Genomic DNA, 18,991 nt, shown 5'->3' with positions numbered 1-18,991 from the left:
CCCAATCGAAACGAATGACCAACTTACAAAACGATTTATTCTTAAAAGCCCTGTTAAGACAGCCCGTCGACCGCACCCCCGTCTGGATGATGCGCCAAGCCGGACGTTATTTACCCGAGTATCGGGAAGTACGCACCAAGGCCGGCAGCTTCATGCAGCTTTGTACCAACCCGGAATTGGCCTGCGAAGTGACGCTGCAACCGCTGGAACGTTTTAACTTCGACGCGGCCATCTTGTTTTCCGATATTTTGACTATCCCCGACGCGATGGGCTTGGGCCTGTCGTTTGCCGAAGGCGAAGGCCCGCAATTCGCCAATCCGGTCAGAACCGCAGCCGACATTGCCAAATTACCGATTCCCGATCCGGAAACCGAATTGCGTTATGTGATCGACGCCGTGCGCTTGATCAAAACCAATCTGCACGGCAAGGTACCCTTGATTGGCTTTTCCGGCAGTCCCTGGACGCTGGCGACTTACATGGTGGAAGGCAAAAGCAGCAAAAGCTTTCAAAAAGTCAAAAGCCTAATGTTCGAACAGCCGCAACTGATGCATCAAATGCTGGATAAGCTGGCGCAGTCGGTAGCCGCCTATTTGAATGCGCAAATTGCCGCCGGCGCCGACGCCGTGATGGTGTTCGATACCTGGGGCGGCATGCTCAGCCATGACGATTACCTGGAGTTTTCGTTGCGCTATGCGCGGCAAGTGCGCGAGCTATTGAACACGCGTCGCGACGGCCGGCAAATTCCGACCATATTATTTACCAAGGGCGGCGGTCTATGGCTGGAAGCGATGGCCGACACCGGCTACGACGCGCTGGGCCTGGACTGGCAAACCGACATCGGCCAGGCGCGCGCCCGCGTCGGCGACCGGGTAGTGTTGCAGGGCAACATGGATCCGATTACTTTGTACGCACAACCGGAAGTCATTCGCGAGAAGGTAGGGAAAGTGCTGGCAGGTTTCGGTAACGGCTCAGGACATGTATTCAATCTGGGGCACGGCATTTTGCCGGATATTAATCCGGAACACGTCAAAGCCATGGTCGATGCGGTGCGGGAATTGAGTCCACAATATCATCGCTAAATAAGGGCGTTTATACTTGAGGGGAATGCCGCTAAGTTAAGCACCTCTTACCAGCGGGTCTTGTAAAAAGCACCCTCTCCTCGCGGGAGAGGGTTGGGGTGAGGGTGAGGGTGAGGGGGAGAAGGAACGGTCCTTCACACTGAATAGTTACCAATTTTTAGTCTTTCATATGTGGATTCAAAAACGCATCCAGCTTGCCGCCAAACCGCGCGGCTTTCATTTGATCACCCGGGAAATAGTCGGCCAGCTGGCCGAACTGGATAAAATTGAAATAGGCTTGGCCCATGTGTTTTTGCAACATACTTCGGCATCACTGGCAATCAACGAAAACGCGGATGCAGATGTACGCCGGGACCTGGAAAGTTATTTCTCCAGAGCGGTTGCTGAAAATGAACCATACTACCGCCACACGCTCGAAGGGCCGGACGATATGCCCGCTCATATTAAAACCGTTATTTTAGGCAGCTCGCTGAGCATTCCGATCAGCGACGGCCAATTGGCCTTGGGGATTTGGCAAGGCATTTATTTATGTGAGCATCGCAATCATGCCGGCAATCGCACTATCATCGTAACGCTACACGGCGAATAAAGAGGTATTTATGAGAGCAGCAAAACTAATTGTTTTATTACTGGCGGCTTGCAGCCAAAGCCTGTCTGCTGAAGAAGCCGGAAAGCCGCTGGAAATGACAGTCTATCGCAGCCCCACTTGCGGTTGTTGCGGCAAATGGCTGGAACATGCCAAACAAAACGGTTTTAAAATCAACGACGTGGTTAGCGACGACATGGAAACCATCAAAGCCCGTTTCGGCGTGCCTGAAAAGCTGGCGTCCTGCCATACCGCCATCGTGGACGGCCACGTTATCGAAGGCCATGTGCCTGCTGCCGACATTCAGAAGCTCTTACAAAGCAAATCCAACATCGCCGGTATCGCCGCGCCGGGCATGCCTATGGGCAGCCCCGGCATGGAAATGGGCGGGCAGCAAGACGCTTACAAGGTGATATCCTTTGATAAGGAAGGTAAGTATGAAGTATTTGCAGAACATGGCAGCAAGCAATAACTCAACTTACGTACTCTCAGCCGCCGCTTAATTCGCTGCCAATTATTATGTCTTTTTGGCAACATAAAGCATGACTAAGGCCCTCGTCACCGGCGCCAGCGGTTTTATTGGCCAGCACCTATGCCAAGCCTTAAAAAATCAAGGTTATGTGGTAAGAACTTGCAGTCGCGCCGGGCATGACCCGGACAACATAGCCTTGGATTTGGCTGAACCGGGAGCTTGCCCCCCTGAGTTGTGCGCCGGCATAGACGTGATATTTCATCTGGCCGGCAAAGCCCACGCCTTGGCGGAAAGTCGGCAAGATGCGGCCGAATACCGGCAAGTCAACACCGAAGGAACCCGTAAACTGCTGAAAGCGGCGCAACAGGCCGGGGTAAAAAGCTTTGTGTTCTTCAGCAGCGTCAAAGCGGTCGGCCAGAGCAGTCAACAACCCATGGATGAAACGATTAACGACCCGGCCAGAGATCCCTATGGCTTATCCAAATACGATGCCGAGCAATTGGTGTTGCACGGTGGTTATGTATCGCACCCCGTGGTGTTACGACTCAGTATGGTCTACGGCGACACCGGCAAAGGCAATCTGCCGCGCATGATCCGCGCCATCCGCCGGGGCATATTCCCGCCGCTACCGAAATCGGAAAACCACCGCTCCATGGTGCATGTAAAGGACGTCATTGCATCGGCATTGTTGGCGGCCGAGAAACCCGAAGCAGCCGGACAAATTTATATCGTCACCGATCAACAAAACTATTCCACCCGGCAGATTTACGACGCGATCAGAGCCGCTCTCGGCAAGCCGCCTGTTGCCTGGTCTATACCGATGCCGTTGCTAACCAGCTTAGCCAAATTGGGTGATGGCTATGGCCGACTAACGGGGCGACGCTTTCCTATCGATAGCGATAGTCTGGAAAAATTAACCGGTTCGGCGTGGTATTCGTCTGCTAAAATCGCCCGCGAATTGGGTTTTCAACCTCGCCAAACTCTCTGGAAAGCCCTGCCCGATATTATTCGCCATCTAAGTTAATCTAGCGTGCTACTGCTTTCTACTGTTACCTTGCTGCTCGCCGCCGTATTGACCGGCCTGATTCGCCGTTACGCCTTAACTTACAAGGTGCTGGACATTCCCAACCAACGCAGCTCACACAGCGTGCCAACCCCGCGCGGCGGCGGCTTGGCTATCGTGCTGGCCTTCAGCGTGGCGATGCTCTGGTTGTTTTTTGACCGGCAACTGACTGGCACTTCCCTGGCCTTGCTGGGCTCCACGCTATTGGTAGCCGCTATCGGCTTTTGTGACGATCACGGCGAAGTGGCCGCGCGCTGGCGTTTCTTGACGCATTTGCTGGCGGCGATCATCGCCCTGGAATTGTTGGGCGGCCTTCCCGTGGTATTGGTCCCCGCGCCATTCGACGCTCTCTTCGGGCGCTTAAGCGTCAATCCAGGCTGGTTGGGCTACCCCTTGGGCGCACTGTTTTTGGTTTGGGCCTTAAACCTGTTCAATTTCATGGACGGTACCGACGGCATTGCCGCGTCGGAAGCGCTGTTTGTATCCTCGGCATTGGCGGGCTATCTGTTTTTTATCGACCAAAGCTTATGCGGTGTTGCCTTGAGTTTGGCGGCGGCTTGCAGCGGCTTTTTGCTGTGGAATTGGCCAAAAGCGAAAATCTTCATGGGCGATGTCGGCAGTGGCTTTATCGGGCTACTACTGGGTTTGTTGATTCTACTGGCCGCACAACAGGCCGCCGTGCTGCTGTATTGCGGGCTGATTTTATTCGGTGCGTTTATCGTGGATGCCAGCTATACCCTGGCGGTTAGAATGTTCAGCAGACAAAAATGGTACGCGGCGCATTGCTCGCATACCTATCAGCATGCAGCCAAGCGTTTCGGGCATTTACCGGTGTTATTGGCAAGCTGGGCAATTAATTGCGGTTGGCTGCTGCCTGTCTCCCTATGGATATTCAAGCATCCCAGCCATGCTTTGGTCGGCGTTATCGTGGCTTATCTGCCCTTAATCTATCTGGCTTACCGGTTTAAGGCCGGCCAATCCGAGTGGGTTAATTCGTGACTTTAAGATTCCGCTCCCGCACCACCATTTTCTTACACGACCTGGCCATGATCCCGCTGGCCTGGTTTGGCGCTTACTGGCTACGCTTTAATCTGCAAAACATCCCGGACGAATTTTTTTATTCGGCCTTATTGTTCCTGCCTTGGGTCATAGCCATCCAAGTCAGTTTATTCTGGGTGTATGGTTTGTACCGCGGCGTTTGGCGGTTTTCCTCGCTGCCCGACCTGATCCGCATCGGCAAAGCGGTGTTGACCGGGATTTTTTTTATTGCCTCCGCCTTGTTTTTATACGACCGCCTACACGGCGTGCCGCGTTCGGTCGTCCCCCTTTACGTGCTGATCCTGTTTTCCTTGCTCAGCATTCCGCGTCTGGTATATCGCTTTTGGAAGGAACAGACGTTCGCGGAGCGCGTGGGTAAGCGCGCCTTGATCGTCGGTGCCGGTTCCGCCGGCGAAATGCTGGTGAGAGATTTATTGGCCAATGTCGATAGCGATTATGTGCCGATAGTGTTCGTCGACGACAACCATGGCAAATACAAACGCGAAATTCGCGGCATCCGCGTCGCCGGCACGGTCGAGCAAATTCCGGAGTTAATCGAACGCTGGAATATCGAAACGGTGCTGATTGCAGTGCCGTCGGCCAGCGATCAGCAAATGCGCCGGATCGTGGAAATCTGCGAAAACTGCTCGGTGGATTTTCAGACCCTACCCTCGGTCAAAGAATTGCTGAGCGGCGCGGTCACCACCGCCAATCTACGTAGCGTTTCCATCGAAGATATTCTGGGCCGCACGCCGGTGAAGCTGGATTGGCCCGGCATAAAAAACCATCTGCACGACAAAGTCATTTTGGTGACGGGCGGCGGCGGCTCGATAGGTTCCGAGCTTTGCAAGCAACTGGCGAGAGCCCAGCCGCGCAAGCTGATCGTATTCGATCAGTGCGAGTTTAATTTGTACAAAGTCAACGCCGACTTGAATCGGCTGTTTCCGGAGTTATCGCACCAAGCGGTGTTGGGCGATGTCGCCGATCCCGTTGCGGTGCAGCAATTAATTGCCGGGCAAAAACCGGAAATCGTGTTTCACGCCGCCGCTTATAAACATGTGCCTTTGCTGGAAAATCAGATCCGCGAAGCGGTGCATAACAACCTGATCGGCACCAAAATCCTGGCGGAAGCGGCGATTGCCGCCGGTGTGGCGCGCTTTGTATTAATTTCCACCGATAAAGCCGTCAATCCGACCAACGTGATGGGCGCCACCAAGCGGGCGGCGGAAATCCTCTGCCAAAACCTGAATCAGACCGGCAGCACTCGCTTTACCACGGTACGCTTCGGCAACGTGCTCGATTCGGCCGGTAGCGTGGTGCCGCTGTTTAGAGAGCAAATCAAGGCCGGCGGCCCTATCACGGTGACGCATCCGGATATTACCCGCTACTTCATGACGATTCCGGAAGCCTGCCAGCTCATCATGCAAGCGGAAACCATAGGCCAGGGCGGCGAAGTGTTTGTATTGGATATGGGCGAACCGGTCAAAATTACTTACCTGGCGGAGCAGATGATCCGCCTGAGCGGCAAAGTCCCGAATAAAGATATTGCCATTAAGATTGTCGGCTTGCGGCCCGGCGAAAAACTCTACGAAGAATTATTCCACGATCAGGAACAATTAATGGCAACCAGCCATGCGAAATTGCGCCTGGCCAAAGCCCGACTCTACGACTCGGTGGAATGGGCTAAACAGATTGAGGATTTGCAGAAGGAGTGCAGGAGCTACGATAACCAACAGCTGTTGGCCGGTTTGAAGCAGTTGGTCCCCGAATTTACGAATACGCCGGCGGCTTAATAATAGCGCTAAGACTCACTCTCTCCAGGCAATGTCATTGAGCTAAGCCCCTCCTGCTGAAGAAAGCCAAAGGGTTCTTAACTTTTCAGAGATCCACCTATCCGATAGCAATACAGCTTAGTTTTGCGGCTATCGTTCAGTTCGAGCACCGATTCGGGGTGGCTATCCGGTATCGGAAAAGAGGACGAGATAAATAAGCGGCCGTCCCGCATTTCCCGCCGGACTTTTTCGCCTATTTTCGCCATCACCAGCGGCGACAGGAAGGCGAACACCACATCAAACTCGCGTAAATCCTGCTCCCAAAAACTGGATCTGCCGACCCGGACATTAGCCAGATTGCGGCAACGCCATCTTGCCAGCAGCCAGGGTAGCGGCGCCCGCTCCAAGGCCACCACAGCCATGTCCGGCCGGGCTTTTGCAAGCGGCACGACAACGGTAGCCAGACCGGCGCCAATATCGATAAACGCTTGCGCCCGTTCGCGGCTTACTATTTCGATCAGCGCCTCGCTGACTGCGGAAGAGGACAAGAACAACGGTACATCGCCTTTCACTGTACCCCAAAATAATAGGGTTAGCAGCAGCAACATCAGCAGATACAGCCAAGCAGGCACTTGCCAGCTCAGCCCCATTAACACGGTCGGTATAAATAGCAAATGAATCGGCAGCCACCAGACAGGCTGGCGAAAACCGCGCGAAAACAGTGCGGCCAAGCCGGCCTGAATAGCGACAGCTTGCAAAACGCTAATGGGCAGGGGGATCAGTGCGCGTAAGCCCATCACAGCGACACAGGCCATTAGCTGACTCAGCAGAGCCTTGAATAACTGCATCAGATCCTTACCGTACGTTCAGCCTTGTACTGACCGGGCCAAATTAATGCGCAGCGCCTTCCGCCCCTGTAATTTTGGTATTTTGCTGTATCGTTGGCGACATGGCCGGCAAACCGGGCACAGAAGTATCGCTGCTGCCCGGTTTATCTTCGGCGCCATCGTGCAGCACCTGATTTTCGGTCTTTTTATTCATCACGACGATGGAAATCCGCCGATTCATCGGATCGTTAGGCACGTCGCCCTTGTAAGGAATACTGGATGCCAAGCCGACCACGCGCAGCACCTTGTCTTCACTGAGTCCGCCTTGGGTTAACTCACGGCGCGCCACATTGGCCCGATCGCTGGATAGCTCCCAGTTGGAATAACCGGTGCGATTGCTGGGAAACGGCAATGCGTCGGTATGGCCGTTGATGGTGACCTTGTTGGGTAATTCGTTGATCACCGGTGCCAACTCGCGCAGGATGGCTTGCGCATAGGTTTCGATACCGGAACTGGCCAGTTTGAACATCGGCCGATTTTGCGCATCGATAATCTGGATTTTCAAACCTTCCGGGGTGGTTTCCAGCTTGATCTGATCTTTATATTCCGCCAACTTGTCATTGGCTTTCAGCATGTCCTCGATTTTTTCCTGCAATTTTTCCAGCTTGAGTTTTTCCTGCTCTTCCGCCAGTTTTTCAATATCCTCAGGCGTTGGCTCGGCCGGGGTATTTTCCCCTTGATGCACTTGCCCCTCGTCTTGCGATTTCAAGTCCTGGCCGCCGGCCTGGATGATGCTGGTCCGGTCGCCGGAGCCCTCACCGGGGTTACTGACAATCGCGACGCCAAACGGGTTTTGGAAATATTCGGAAATGCCTTTTTTAGTTTTCTCGTCGGTGGAACCGAGTAACCACATCAACAGAAAGAAAGCCATCATCGCCGTCACGAAGTCGGCATAGGCAATTTTCCAGGCCCCGCCGTGGTGCCCACCGTGCCCACCCTTCTTGATTTTCTTGATGATTATGGGTTGTTCGGCCATTGTCGTTTACCTTATTTGCCGGCTTTCAATTGTTCTTCCAGCTCGGTAAAGGTCGGCCTGGCATGATGAGGAATCGCGGTACGCATGAACTCCACCGTCATCGCCGGCGAAGTACCTTTCGCGCAATTCAGCAGGCCTTTTTGCGTGCATTTATAGGCGTTGCTTTCTTCTTCCAGCCGCGCTTCCATGACCGACGCTACCGGGCCGATAAAGCCGTAAGACACCAAAATACCCAGGAAGGTACCGACCAGCGCCGCGGCGATCAGTTTGCCCAGTTCCGCCGGCGGAATCCCCACCGATTCCATCGTATGTACCACCCCCATTACCGCCGCGACGATACCGAAAGCCGGCATGCCGTCACCGACTTTTTGCACGGCTTTGATCGGCTCGTTGCCTTCGGCGTGGTGTACTTCGATTTCCGCGTCCATGATGTCTTCCAGTTGGTTGACATCGACACCGGTCAGGATCAGCCTGAGCTTGTCGCAAATAAACTCCATCAGATGGTGATCGTGGACGATTTTTTCACCGAATATCGAGCTACCCTCCGGATCGTCCACCACTTTTTCCAGGGACAACAAACCTTCCTTGCGGGCCTTCTGACTCAGCGCGTTAAAGCTCATCAGCAGCTCCATGTAGTACTCCTTGGTGTAGGTACTACCTTTCAGCGTGGCGGTTCCGCCGGCCATCGCCGCTTTACTGGTGGCCAGCGAGTTACTGGCCAGGAAGGAACCGAAGGCGGCACCGACGATGATCAGCACCTCAACCGGCTGCCAAAGCACGCCCAGATGGCCGCCGGCCATCAAAAAGCCGCCCAATACACAGCCTAAAATAATCACATAACCAATGATTACAAACATGGTTGCCTCTAAAAAACTAAAAGTTAATTATAAAAATCAAACTTACCCTGGGTTCGCTACCTTTACCGGCCGCCATGTAAGTTGCCGGATAAGTCTAGGCTATGGTTTTCAAACTCTCAGGCTAAATGCTCAGTTTTTTTTAAAACCAGCTTGCTGATAGCCGGCAGCACCACAAAAGTACACGTCATGATCCAGAAAATGCCGATAGTGATGACCAAGCCCATGCTGGAGATGCCCTGATGCGGGGAAAATGCCAAACCAACAAAGCTGGAAATGGTAGTCAACGCGCCGTAGAACATGCCGCGCGCGGTACTGGATTGATAAATATTCTGATCCTCGGACAACGAATGATGCAATTTTTCAACCATATGGATGCCGTTATCGACACCCAGCCCCATTAATAAAGGCAAGGCGATAATATTGGCAAAATTGATCGGCGTGCCGGTAAACACGGTAGTTGCCATTGTGAACAAGCCGGCCAACACTAAGGGTGTCATCACCAACAGCGTGTCGACGATGCTGCGGCGAATAAACATCAGCAGCAAGGCAATCGCCACCAGGGCAATGATGATGGCTTCCTGGAAGGCACCGATCACCGCTTTCATGGATTCCCAATACATGACCGGCAAATCGGTGGCGTTGGGCGCTACGGCCTGTACGTCGGTGATGAAAGCCTGCAAGTTACCGAGATCGTTCAAATCTTCCTTGGGAAAAATCTGGATACGGTATAAACCGTCTTTACTCAACCAGCGTTCCTTGATTTCCGCCGGGATACTGGTCGGTACAATTTCCTCGGCATGGAAACCGATCAGAAGCTGGTTCATGACAGTGGGCAAAGTGCCGAGCAACGAGGTTTGAATCTTCTCGATAAACACGCCGCGATCAGGCTGGAATCTGGCTTCCAACTCCACCATCACGTCTTGCAACTGCTGTTTAAAGGTTTGCAGGGATTTGATGTCCGCCGGATTGGTTTTTTTCGGCAGGTTGGCATCAATCGCGGCGATCATCCGCTTGATGGCCGGCAAGGGATCAGTGCCGGTTTTCAATTGCGGGAAAAACTGGCTCTGCGGACCCAGCGTCAGCACCATATCGTCGATGATACCCAATTTGCTTTCTTGATCGTCAGGCACAAAGTCGAACAAGCTGATGGTTTTGTCGACAGTCTTCAGGCTCTCCAGCTTTTTCTGCGCCGCTCTGGCTTCGTCTTCGTTTTTCACCAAAACCGTCAAGGTCATCGGCGAAGTTTCGCGCTCTTTCATCAAGTCCTTGAAGGCAATCACCGACTCGGTATGCGGATCGCGCAGATTCAAGGGATTGAAATCGGTTTGCACCTGAAACACAAAGTACACGGCAACCACCGCGCCAAGCAAAGTCAACAAGGAAATCGGTTTGGCATAGTGCAACGTATAATGAGCCAACACGTGGGTAAACTTCGACTCGCCGGGTTGCTCGCCATGCAATTGATGCACGGGCGGATTCGGTAGTACCTTAAGCAGCACCGGCAGCACAGTCAGCGTAATGAATAAGCAAATAAACAAGCTGGTACCGGCCAGCAAACCCAACTCGGAAATGCCTTGGTAGTCGGTGGGAATAAAGGCATACAAACCGATGGAGGTAGTGCCGGCGCACAGAATCAAAGACGGGCTGGTCGCCAACAAGGCCGAACGAATCGCTTTGCCCTTGTCGCTGCCGTAGAGGTCCAGATTGTCGCGATAACGCAGGCAAAAATGGATCGCATATTCCACGCCCAAACCAATATTGGAGACCGCGAAGGCCACCGAAATCAGATTGAGTTGTTTCACCGCCACGGAGGCGAACAATCCGCAAAACACCATGCCCAAAGCCAATGTCAGCAAGGTAGCCAGCATCAACAGCCAAGAACGGTAAGCAACCAATAAAATGCCGCAGACCAACACGATGGAAAAAATGCTGGCGGTAAATGTGCCCTCGCTCATGCCGGCCATTTCATCGTGTTCCAAACCGACTTCGCCGGTCACCCAAACTTTGACGGCCGGCATGTTGGGGTCTTGAATTTTGTCAGCAGCGTGACGGATGACATTAATCGCCGGCTCTACCGGCAAAATTTGGGTGTAATCGAATTTTGGCGTGACGAAGATAAAGGCTTTGTCCGATTGCTCTTCGCTGATCTTGTTTTCGGCAATCAGTTTTTGCCAGGAGAGCAGGTCGGTTTCGCCGTTCAGGGTCTTATGCAGCGAGTTGCTGACCTTGTCGATTAAAGACATCAGATCGATGGGCACTTCTTCGGTTTTGGTTTCTGCATTCAGCGCATCTTCGAAGATCGAGAAAAAGCCATTCAGGCTGGGATCTTGCGAGATGCGGCCGATAAACGGCTGGGCTTGCGCCAGCGTCACCGAAAAATCCTGCAACTTATCAGTATCCAGATACAGCAGGCCATTGCGCTGAAAAAACGCATTTTCATCCGGCCGATAGACTTTGGTGAAATGTTCGGTATCCGCTCTAAGCTCCCGGCTCAAGCGTTGGGCAGCGGCCTTGGTCAACTCCGGACTGGAAGACTCGATCACCAGCAGCAAGGTATGGACTTCCTGGCCGAACTGCTGTTCGAATTTGCGGCGGTTTTGCTGAAACGGCGCTTCCGGAGCGATCAGTTCCGCCGTATCGGTGTTGACGGTCAGATGATTGCCGGTGTATTGCGCGGCCAGATAAGCCAAGATTACCGAAGCCAGTAACACTAACCCCGGCGAATACAGCAACCAGTTGCCCCATCGAAAAGCGATATTTCCCAAACGTTTTTCCAAGGACATACTTAAGCGCTCACGACGGTGTTAATCAAGTACACGGTGTAACTGGCGTAAATGGCCAACAAGATGCCGCCTTCAACCCGATTGATGCGGCCTTGCTCGCCTTTTCTGGCGTAGCCCAAAAAGAACAGCGACACCGTTAACAAGGCCATCAGCGGCCAATCGCGATTAACGATTTCCAGTGGAATCGACATCGGCTGAATCACCCCGGCCAAACCCACCACCGCCAACGTGTTGAATAAATTGGAGCCGATGATATTGCCCAAGGCCAGATCGTGCTCGCCTTTGCGGGCGGCGGCAATCGACGATGCCAACTCAGGCAAGGAGGTGCCGATGGCGACGATGGTTAAGCCGATTACCAAATCGCTGACGCCCAAATCCTGGGCAATCGATACCGCACCCCAAACCAATAAGCGGGAGCTGATCACCAATAACAGCAAACCGGAAACCAGCCAGATGACAGCCTGAGCGCAGGACATCGCATGCTCTTCCAATTCTTCAGCAACTTCTTCGCCTAACACGTCGGTGGTCTCGGCTGTTTTACTCATCCCTTGCCGGACCATCCAGGTCATCACGCCAACGAATACCGCCAACTCCAGCACCGCATCCATCCGCGACAGATCGCCGTCGTATACCTGACCGAGCACAAACAAGGTCACCGCGAACAACACCGGCAGTTCTTTTTTAACGATTTGCGAATGGACGGTAATGGGACTGATCAAGGCTACCATCCCCAGAATCAAGGCAATATTGGTGATATTCGACCCGTAAGCATTGCCCAGCGCTATGCCCGGATTGCCTTGCCAGGCCGACAAGGCGGACACGGACAACTCCGGCGCGGAGGTGCCAAAACCGATCACCACCATACCTATTAATAACGGCGACATTCCCAGAAAACGCGCTATCGCCGCAGCTCCTTCGACAAAAATATCGGCACTCCAAACCAACACAATCAGACCGATGACTATCATCAACAGTGGCAAAGCCATAACCTACCCTTAATTTTAAAGATCAAAAAACCGAAATACTGCCCTACGTGACGCCGAATACTAATCCACCGTCCATTGCACCAGACCGCTGTAAGCACTGGCAATCACCACCACGCCAAACACAATCCGATACCAGGCAAAAATGATGAAATCGTGATGACTGATGTAACGCAGCAAACCTTTAACCGCCAGCAAGGCACTGATAAACGCCGCGACTAATCCCACCGCGAACGACAGCGCATCGCTCTCGATGTGCAGTAAGTCGCGGTGCTTGTATAAGTCGTACAGACTGGCGACGACCAAGGTGGGAATCGCCAAAAAGAAAGAAAACTCGGTAGACGCCTTACGCGACAAACCGAACAGCAAGCCGCCGATAATGGTCGCGCCGGAACGGGAGGTGCCGGGGATCAAGGCAAAAGCTTGGGCGATACCCAATTTCAAGGCATCCAGCGGACTGAGATCGTCAACATTATCGACCCGGATTTTGTGCTCGCGTTTTTCCGCCCAGATAATCACAAACGCACCAATGATAAACGCCAAGGCTACCGGCATCGGCTTGAACAGCGCGGCCTTGATATGTTTGCCAAACAACAAGCCCAGCGTCGCCAACGGCATAAACGCAATCGCCAGATTCAACACAAATTTTTGTGCTTGCCTGTCGCTGGTCAATCCGCTCAATACCGAGCCGATCTTGGCCCGGTATTCCCAGCAAATCGCCAGGATCGCGCCTACCTGAATGACGATGGTAAACAGCTTGGCCTTGTCGTCATTAAAATTCAGCAAATCGCCGGCTAGAATTAAATGGCCGGTGCTGGAAATGGGGAGAAATTCGGTTAATCCTTCAACTACGCCGAGTATCAGGGATTTAATGATGAGGGTAATATCCATTTTTTATCAGGCTCCGTACCAGTCAGGTACCAGGGTCGAAATCAGCATGTCGATGAAGTTGATGTAAACCAGTCGAATTTGGTAAGCCTATGAAAAAGCCATATAAGCGGGGCGGGATTATAGTCGAAATCTCAACCATTACGTAACTTTACGCTGTAAGGCACGGCAAATCCTGGCATTTATGACCGACGTGCCTGGCAGCAATTTAGGTTTGGGCGTGCTTTGCATAGCGCTCGCCGGTCTGCCAGAATCGCCGGCAGTACAGGCACTGCCGTTGCAGCATTAGTCGCGCTCAGTATGGGAAGGTGTTTAATCATGGTCAATGCATATCCTCCACTGATAAGCGCTCTTTGCGATCCGGCCTGTTTCCCGCACCCGGTCAAACGGGTCACCGTACTGGAAACCCATATTTCCTGGGTGTTGCTGGCCGGCCGCTATGCTTACAAGATTAAAAAACCGGTCGATTTGGGCTTTTTGGATTTCAGCCAACTTAGCCAGCGCTACTTTTACTGCCAGGAAGAAATTCGCTTGAATCGGCGTCTGGCGCCCGGCATTTATTTGCAGGTGGCGGCTATTGGCGGGTGCCCCAAACAACCCCGAATCAACGTGGAGCCGGCGTTTGAATATGCGGTAAAAATGCGCCGCTTTGCAGCCGATAAGTTGATGGATACGTTACTGGCCCAAGCGGAAGTTACGCCAACGCATATCGACAGCTTGGCCGACACTATCGCCCGGTTTCATAGGGGCTTGGCGCCGGCGAGTCCGGACTCGAACTACGGCTCTCCGGCCACCATTGAAGCGCCGGCCCGGCAAAATTTTCAGCAATTGCTTGAGTTGATGAAACCCGAAGATGCCGCATTGATCAAGTCAATGCAAGATAACTGTCGGCAGGCATTTTTGGCGGCCGAAAACCTGTTTTCACAGCGGCAACAAGCCGGCTTTATTCGTGAATGCCACGGAGACCTGCATCTGGGCAATATCGTGCTGTTAAGAGGCCGGCCGGTCGCATTCGACGGTATCGAGTTTTCGCCGGAATTGCGCTGGATAGATACGATCAGCGATGCGGCATTCCTGATCATGGACTTGCTCCATCGCGGGCGCGCCGATCTGGCGTACCGGTTTTTGAACGCCTATTTGCAAATCAGCGGCGATTACGCCGGCCTCGGCGTGTTGCGCTTTTATCTCAGTTACCGGGCCGCGGTGCGCGCGAAGATCGCCGGCTTCAGGTTCGCGCAAACCGGCGCAGAATCGGCCAGACAAGCATGCCTAAGTTATTTAAATTTGGCCGACAGCAGTTTAAGCCCGCGCAAACCGGCATTGCTTCTGACCCATGGCCTGCCAGGTTGCGGTAAAAGCGCGGTATCGCAATTACTATTGGAAAAACATCAGTTGATCCGCTTGCGTTCGGATGTCGAGAGAAAACGGCTGTTTGGGTTAAGCGCCCTGCAAAAAAGCAGTTCGGCAATCGATGGAGGCATATACCATCCACAAGCCGGCCAAAAAACCTACCAACGTTTGCTAGACCTAGCGCAAACCCTGCTTAAGTACGGGTTTCCGGTTATTGTCGATGCCGCTTTTTTGCAACACGCCCAACGCCACCCGTTCCAGTTACTGGCACAAAGCCTGGGAATTCCTTTCGTCATTGTTTCGATACAGGCTAAGGACAAGGTGCTGCAGCAACGCATACAACGTAGACAAGAACAAGGCGGCGACCCATCGGAAGCCGACTTGAACGTATTGGACAAAGCCAAGACAGGCGCCGAAGCATTGCAAACCGAAGAGCTGCCGTACAACCTCGTATTGACCAACAATAGCGACGGCCTGGACGAAATCGATCAACAAGCAGCTTGGCACGAGCTGGCGCGAACATTGGAATAAACCAAGCCAGACCGGCTTTTGCCGAAACGGACGCGGTAAAACTGTGCGCTTGGACAATATTAAATTCACGGTAAATTAGGCGGCGAGGGTTGGCATTTCCTACTGTCCACGATCTTTGTTAGAATCGCGGGTGATCGCTAGATAATTAAACCAATAAAAACCACCATTTGAGCCATGAATAAAAAGAAAATTATAATATTTGCCGTCTGTCTGGCAGGCCTGCTAGCCATTCAGATTAAGTTTTTCCTGCCGTTTATGTACGACATCGCCGCTTCCGATTTATTTTTGGTGGAAAGCAAGGACGCGGCCAACCCTATGTCCATTAGCACAGACATGACCGCTATGGCGTTCGCCCACTGCAACACCTACATCAAAAACGAAGCCGACGAAGATCAAAGCCTGTCATTTGCCAGCCAACCGACCAATGCCTGGACTCTCGGCAACTACGAATATATTGTCAATGCCGACGTGGAAATCAGCGGGAAAGACAGCCCCAACGTGATGCGTCACTACGCTTGCCGGATCCAATACGGCAAAGGCGACGACACCTCCGGAGCCAGCGATTTCGAAAATTGGTCTGTCGAAGGTGTAAGCGGATTGACCGACTAATCCGCATTCAGTTTGCTAGCACATCCCCTCCGACTATCGGAGGGTTTGTCTAAAACCGCTATGAATCACGTCACCGTTTAATACCTTTTGCTGTTGCAGACTTCTTTGGCAAACAGCTTGTCTGCAATGTAACCCCTCTTTCAGGTTTTCCCGCTGCTACAAAGCCGCATGGCGGCAAGCAGATGACTTACGCCCGACTCCCTGAATCAACAAACTTATAAACCTAAGCCTCTGCGTAGCACGCAGAATACCTGCCCTGAGTAAGCACATTTATCAAGAATTGAGATAAGCTTATCCCCAGCAGATAAACCGTGCACCCGCACACGCAAAGCCCCGCTGACCGTGACGCCGTTCGTTTCAAATCAAGTTCTTCGGTACCAACACATGCAAAAAACTCACTTAGCCCTGCTGTTCACCGGCCTTACGCTGACATCGTTCGCAGTTGAAGCCGGCCCCGTGCAAGACGATTTCAGCACCTGGATCAGCAATACCTATCAAACCGATTTCGGCGGCAGCCCCTACTTAGCTTTTCTGGAATTGGCACCGCGCACCAAAACCGACAATACCTTGTTTAATCAAATTATTGTCCGTCCACTGCTCGGCTATAAGCTAACCAACAAATTGCAGCTCTGGCTAGGTTATACCTGGCAGGGCGAATACAACGAGCAAACCGACTTTGAAATGGCCACCAACGATGCGATGCAGCAGGTGCAGTGGATAGACAACTGGACGTCGCAATTGAATTTTCAGTACCGGTTTCGTCTCGAGCAACGCTTCTTTGCCCACGAAGGCGACGTCGGTCATCGCATGCGGCACCGCTTCCGTTTAGTCTATTCGATACCGGACAGCCAAGCTTATCTAATCGCGCTTGATGAGCTGTTTGTGTATTTCAATTCCATAGACGAGGGCCGGCTGGCGCGATCCGTGCAAACCGGTATCAACCAAAATCGCAGTTATGTCGGGGTGGGCTACAAAGTAACCAAAAATTTGAATGTCGATACCGGCTATCAATTGCAATACATCCATAACTACGGCTCGCCCGATGTCACCAATCACGTCTGGCTAACCAATATCAATGTCAATTTCTAAGCCAGAGAAATGCGGGGATTTTTCGCTACCACCAGCGAGGCACTAAAACCAAGCTGGAGACTGACTCTATATGCAGCCCGCCTGGGCTGCATATAGAATCCTCGGCTCTCAGCTAAAAAAGCTCAACCGGTTTTTCACTTCCACAGCAACCAAGGCATCGTAATGACGCCGCAATACCGAGTCCGTAGGACGCGGAAATAAAGTGGCTTCAATTTCGCTTTGCAGCTGTTCCAGAAAACTGGAGCTTGGTTCCGTGCTGTCAGTAGCGACAGACTGGCTGGTCGAAGTTGCTGGCGTTTGGCCTTTAGCGGAACGAAATAGTTTGCCGAAAAAGGAAAGTTCGCAACCCTGAGACGAGTATGCGCACGCAGCGACCAGGCCGCTCAGTATGAACAATACAATGGCTTCGAACATATCAACACCTCATGACTAATAAAGAATACCGGCCAAACCAGGTTGCAAAGTCAACCAGGCCTGTGCCGGCGACTCTTGCTTAGCAATTAGAATGCCACCACCAAAAACGCATAAGCCATTGTTAAATAATTAAAAAATAATTTATCAGCACCTAAAACCCTGCCGTTTTCCCAACAATTTGTCGGTAATACACCAACACGCATGACAGGCGAAGCGGCAAGCCGCGGTGCGGAATTAGATGTTTCCGGCAAAAGCCGGAATCCATGGTAACAATAAAACTCTCGATTGCCCGGAAACAGCGAGATTCGACGGCCGGATTAGTGGTTGGCTAACGCGGAGGCAAAATAATGAAAATGTTAGGCTTGAAATATCTCCCGACGTTTGGATGTTGGTTAACGGCAATCGCACTGTTGGTTTTTATCGAGCGCTTCAGTGTGCATTGGCACCCGTGGGATCGCGTTCTAATGAGTACCGCGCACGGCATCAGAAGTGTGTTGCTGGATCGTTTTTTTGCAGCCATCACCTGGGCTGGTTCGCTGTTCATTCTAGCCCCGATAACCGCAGTGCTAAGCGGTGTTCTGGTGAGAAACAACCGTATCAAAGAGGCAGGGTTGATGGTCTTGAGCCTAACGGGTGCAGCCCTGTTCAGCCGTCTCGCCAAGCTTTGGTTCGCTCGCCCGCGGCCCGACTTTTTCCCCGTTGTGGGTGAAATCCCCTTGGACGCCTCATTCCCAAGTGCCCACACCGCGCAAATCGTTGCCTTTGCTACGGCCTTATGCTGGATGTGCAAACCCGACAAACTGGGGCTTAACTTTTACGCTTTGACCGGGTTTACGCTATTGACGGTATCCCTGGTTGCCGTCTCACGAGTCTATCTGCAAGTTCATTTCCCCTCGGATGTACTAGCTGGCGCCTTACTGGGACTATTGTGGGTGCTGGGTTTAATTAATCTGCTGCAAAACGGCGGCATCTTCATCAGGTGAGTCATGCGAAACAAATTTCTTAATACCGGACAGAGTGGTTATCACCCTTTAAGAAAACTGAAGGTCTGTTTGTCAGGTCTGCGCTACGCGGTTGTTTATGATTTTAGTGTGGCCTATAAAGTCGTACTGTCCGTGTTGATTTTGGCCGTATGCTTTTATTTTCGCCAATGGGTGGATTTCATCTCGGTACTTACCGCCACCGGGCTGATGCTGATATGCGAAATGTTTAACACTACGATAGAGGCGCTCTGCGATTTCGTGGAAACTCGGCAAAATGAAAAAATCCGCGTCATCAAGGATATTGCCGCAGCCGCTGCCGGCATCAGCATTCTGATTTGGGCAGTGGTCATGCTCTCGGAGCTCAGCTACTTAGGGTCGTTAATCGCTTGATCCGCCGCTGATAAAGATTTCCCCGGCACCATCAAACAAATAGCTACAAGAGGCAGACGGCGCAGTGCCTTAAAAGCAAAAACCGGAGATTGCTCAATTTCACCAGCTTTAGCCCGGCTGGGGATAAATCGCCCCCACGCTAGATAAGCATGACGAATGTTAAGATACATAAATCCCTTTATGCCCCTGGGTGCGGAGGGAGAGAGTTTTCTGTGATGTTTATCAAGTCCCTTAAATGGGA

At 52.4% G+C, this 18,991-nt stretch carries 19 protein-coding genes; 11 read left to right on the top strand and 8 right to left on the bottom strand.

From position 1 onward, the window contains the following. The first annotated feature begins 14 nt into the window (after nt 1-14). From hemE to CWO84_RS16800, 6 genes are all read left to right on the top strand, one after another. Complete coding sequence (gene hemE, locus CWO84_RS16825; protein ID WP_101053984.1) at nt 15-1,079, top strand: uroporphyrinogen decarboxylase; 1,065 nt, start codon at nt 15-17, stop codon at nt 1,077-1,079. A gap of 169 nt (nt 1,080-1,248) precedes the next feature. Continuing rightward, the gene (locus CWO84_RS16820; RefSeq protein ID WP_020484318.1) at nt 1,249-1,668 is read left to right on the top strand and encodes a secondary thiamine-phosphate synthase enzyme YjbQ; all 420 of its coding nucleotides are present in this window, start codon (nt 1,249-1,251) and stop codon (nt 1,666-1,668) included. Between the two features lie 10 nt (nt 1,669-1,678). Beyond that, nucleotides 1,679-2,137: a DUF411 domain-containing protein gene (locus tag CWO84_RS16815; protein WP_101053982.1), complete on the top strand. Its 459-nt coding sequence runs from the start codon at nt 1,679-1,681 to the stop codon at nt 2,135-2,137. A 70-nt stretch (nt 2,138-2,207) separates the two neighbouring features. Next, nucleotides 2,208-3,161, top strand: coding sequence for an NAD-dependent epimerase/dehydratase family protein (locus CWO84_RS16810; protein WP_101053979.1), 954 nt, complete (start codon nt 2,208-2,210; stop codon nt 3,159-3,161). A 6-nt stretch (nt 3,162-3,167) separates the two neighbouring features. Beyond that, on the top strand, nt 3,168-4,199 hold the full coding sequence (locus CWO84_RS16805; RefSeq protein ID WP_101053976.1) for a glycosyltransferase family 4 protein: 1,032 nt from the start codon (nt 3,168-3,170) through the stop codon (nt 4,197-4,199). Further along, on the top strand, nt 4,196-6,031 hold the full coding sequence (locus tag CWO84_RS16800) for a nucleoside-diphosphate sugar epimerase/dehydratase (protein WP_033158310.1): 1,836 nt from the start codon (nt 4,196-4,198) through the stop codon (nt 6,029-6,031). Before CWO84_RS16805 ends, CWO84_RS16800 begins: the two co-directional genes overlap by 4 nt. Before the next feature lie 77 nt (nt 6,032-6,108). Here CWO84_RS16800 and CWO84_RS16795 read toward each other — a convergent pair whose 3' ends face one another. The 6 genes from CWO84_RS16795 to CWO84_RS16770 form a co-directional block, all read right to left on the bottom strand. Then, complete coding sequence (locus tag CWO84_RS16795; RefSeq protein ID WP_033158216.1) at nt 6,109-6,858, bottom strand: hypothetical protein; 750 nt, start codon at nt 6,856-6,858, stop codon at nt 6,109-6,111. A 43-nt stretch (nt 6,859-6,901) separates the two neighbouring features. Next, nucleotides 6,902-7,873 carry a flagellar motor protein MotB gene (gene motB, locus CWO84_RS16790; RefSeq protein ID WP_033158217.1) on the bottom strand — a complete coding sequence of 324 codons (972 nt, stop codon included), beginning with the start codon at nt 7,871-7,873 and terminating at the stop codon, nt 6,902-6,904. Nucleotides 7,874-7,884: 11 nt separating this feature from the next. Continuing rightward, nucleotides 7,885-8,730 (bottom strand): flagellar motor stator protein MotA, encoded by an 846-nt coding sequence (motA, locus tag CWO84_RS16785; RefSeq protein WP_033158218.1) that lies wholly within the window; start codon nt 8,728-8,730, stop codon nt 7,885-7,887. 116 nt (nt 8,731-8,846) lie between these two features. After that, entirely contained in the window at nt 8,847-11,513 is a 2,667-nt protein-coding gene (locus CWO84_RS16780) for an MMPL family transporter (RefSeq protein WP_101053973.1), read from the bottom strand. A gap of 2 nt (nt 11,514-11,515) precedes the next feature. Beyond that, entirely contained in the window at nt 11,516-12,499 is a 984-nt protein-coding gene (locus CWO84_RS16775) for a calcium/sodium antiporter (protein ID WP_101053971.1), read from the bottom strand. A gap of 60 nt (nt 12,500-12,559) precedes the next feature. Further along, the gene (locus CWO84_RS16770) at nt 12,560-13,387 is read right to left on the bottom strand and encodes an undecaprenyl-diphosphate phosphatase (RefSeq protein ID WP_101053967.1); all 828 of its coding nucleotides are present in this window, start codon (nt 13,385-13,387) and stop codon (nt 12,560-12,562) included. Nucleotides 13,388-13,702: 315 nt separating this feature from the next. On the opposite strand from CWO84_RS16770, the gene CWO84_RS16765 reads away from it, so the two are divergent. The 3 genes from CWO84_RS16765 (at nt 13,703) to CWO84_RS16755 (ending at nt 16,963) form a co-directional block, all read left to right on the top strand. Further along, the gene (locus CWO84_RS16765) at nt 13,703-15,265 is read left to right on the top strand and encodes a bifunctional aminoglycoside phosphotransferase/ATP-binding protein (RefSeq protein ID WP_101053964.1); all 1,563 of its coding nucleotides are present in this window, start codon (nt 13,703-13,705) and stop codon (nt 15,263-15,265) included. Nucleotides 15,266-15,439: 174 nt separating this feature from the next. Further along, a complete protein-coding gene (locus CWO84_RS16760) occupies nt 15,440-15,874 on the top strand; it encodes a hypothetical protein (protein ID WP_033158222.1) in 435 nt (144 codons plus the stop codon). A 384-nt stretch (nt 15,875-16,258) separates the two neighbouring features. After that, nucleotides 16,259-16,963: a DUF2490 domain-containing protein gene (locus CWO84_RS16755; RefSeq protein WP_101053961.1), complete on the top strand. Its 705-nt coding sequence runs from the start codon at nt 16,259-16,261 to the stop codon at nt 16,961-16,963. Nucleotides 16,964-17,071: 108 nt separating this feature from the next. Here the strand turns inward: CWO84_RS16755 and CWO84_RS16750 are convergent, their stop codons facing one another. Together CWO84_RS16750 and CWO84_RS24475 are read right to left on the bottom strand one after the other, a co-directional pair. Further along, nucleotides 17,072-17,377: a hypothetical protein gene (locus CWO84_RS16750; protein WP_033158224.1), complete on the bottom strand. Its 306-nt coding sequence runs from the start codon at nt 17,375-17,377 to the stop codon at nt 17,072-17,074. 86 nt (nt 17,378-17,463) lie between these two features. Further along, nucleotides 17,464-17,628 carry a hypothetical protein gene (locus CWO84_RS24475; RefSeq protein ID WP_165786353.1) on the bottom strand — a complete coding sequence of 55 codons (165 nt, stop codon included), beginning with the start codon at nt 17,626-17,628 and terminating at the stop codon, nt 17,464-17,466. Nucleotides 17,629-17,724: 96 nt separating this feature from the next. Here CWO84_RS24475 and CWO84_RS16745 point away from each other — a divergent pair, with 96 nt between their 5' ends. Then, a complete protein-coding gene (locus tag CWO84_RS16745) occupies nt 17,725-18,360 on the top strand; it encodes a phosphatase PAP2 family protein (protein WP_101053958.1) in 636 nt (211 codons plus the stop codon). Nucleotides 18,361-18,363: 3 nt separating this feature from the next. Then, entirely contained in the window at nt 18,364-18,750 is a 387-nt protein-coding gene (locus tag CWO84_RS16740) for a diacylglycerol kinase (RefSeq protein ID WP_101053955.1), read from the top strand. Nucleotides 18,751-18,991: the final 241 nt, after the last annotated feature.

The sequence above is a fragment of the Methylomonas sp. Kb3 genome, assembly GCF_002834115.1.
In the GTDB taxonomy this organism is placed as follows: Bacteria; Pseudomonadota; Gammaproteobacteria; order Methylococcales; family Methylomonadaceae; genus Methylomonas; species Methylomonas defluvii.
This window is presented reverse-complemented; position numbering and strand designations above follow the sequence as displayed.

Coding starts and splice junctions, on each gene's coding strand:
- hemE (WP_101053984.1), top strand. CDS start 15: ATGACCAACTTACAAAACGATTTATTCTTAAAAGCCCTGTTAAGACAG.
- CWO84_RS16820 (WP_020484318.1), top strand. CDS start 1,249: ATGTGGATTCAAAAACGCATCCAGCTTGCCGCCAAACCGCGCGGCTTT.
- CWO84_RS16815 (WP_101053982.1), top strand. CDS start 1,679: ATGAGAGCAGCAAAACTAATTGTTTTATTACTGGCGGCTTGCAGCCAA.
- CWO84_RS16810 (WP_101053979.1), top strand. CDS start 2,208: ATGACTAAGGCCCTCGTCACCGGCGCCAGCGGTTTTATTGGCCAGCAC.
- CWO84_RS16795 (WP_033158216.1), bottom strand. CDS start 6,858: ATGCAGTTATTCAAGGCTCTGCTGAGTCAGCTAATGGCCTGTGTCGCT.
- motB (WP_033158217.1), bottom strand. CDS start 7,873: ATGGCCGAACAACCCATAATCATCAAGAAAATCAAGAAGGGTGGGCAC.
- motA (WP_033158218.1), bottom strand. CDS start 8,730: ATGTTTGTAATCATTGGTTATGTGATTATTTTAGGCTGTGTATTGGGC.
- CWO84_RS16780 (WP_101053973.1), bottom strand. CDS start 11,513: ATGTCCTTGGAAAAACGTTTGGGAAATATCGCTTTTCGATGGGGCAAC.
- CWO84_RS16775 (WP_101053971.1), bottom strand. CDS start 12,499: ATGGCTTTGCCACTGTTGATGATAGTCATCGGTCTGATTGTGTTGGTT.
- CWO84_RS16770 (WP_101053967.1), bottom strand. CDS start 13,387: ATGGATATTACCCTCATCATTAAATCCCTGATACTCGGCGTAGTTGAA.
- CWO84_RS16765 (WP_101053964.1), top strand. CDS start 13,703: ATGGTCAATGCATATCCTCCACTGATAAGCGCTCTTTGCGATCCGGCC.
- CWO84_RS16760 (WP_033158222.1), top strand. CDS start 15,440: ATGAATAAAAAGAAAATTATAATATTTGCCGTCTGTCTGGCAGGCCTG.
- CWO84_RS16755 (WP_101053961.1), top strand. CDS start 16,259: ATGCAAAAAACTCACTTAGCCCTGCTGTTCACCGGCCTTACGCTGACA.
- CWO84_RS16750 (WP_033158224.1), bottom strand. CDS start 17,377: ATGTTCGAAGCCATTGTATTGTTCATACTGAGCGGCCTGGTCGCTGCG.
- CWO84_RS16745 (WP_101053958.1), top strand. CDS start 17,725: ATGAAAATGTTAGGCTTGAAATATCTCCCGACGTTTGGATGTTGGTTA.
- CWO84_RS16740 (WP_101053955.1), top strand. CDS start 18,364: ATGCGAAACAAATTTCTTAATACCGGACAGAGTGGTTATCACCCTTTA.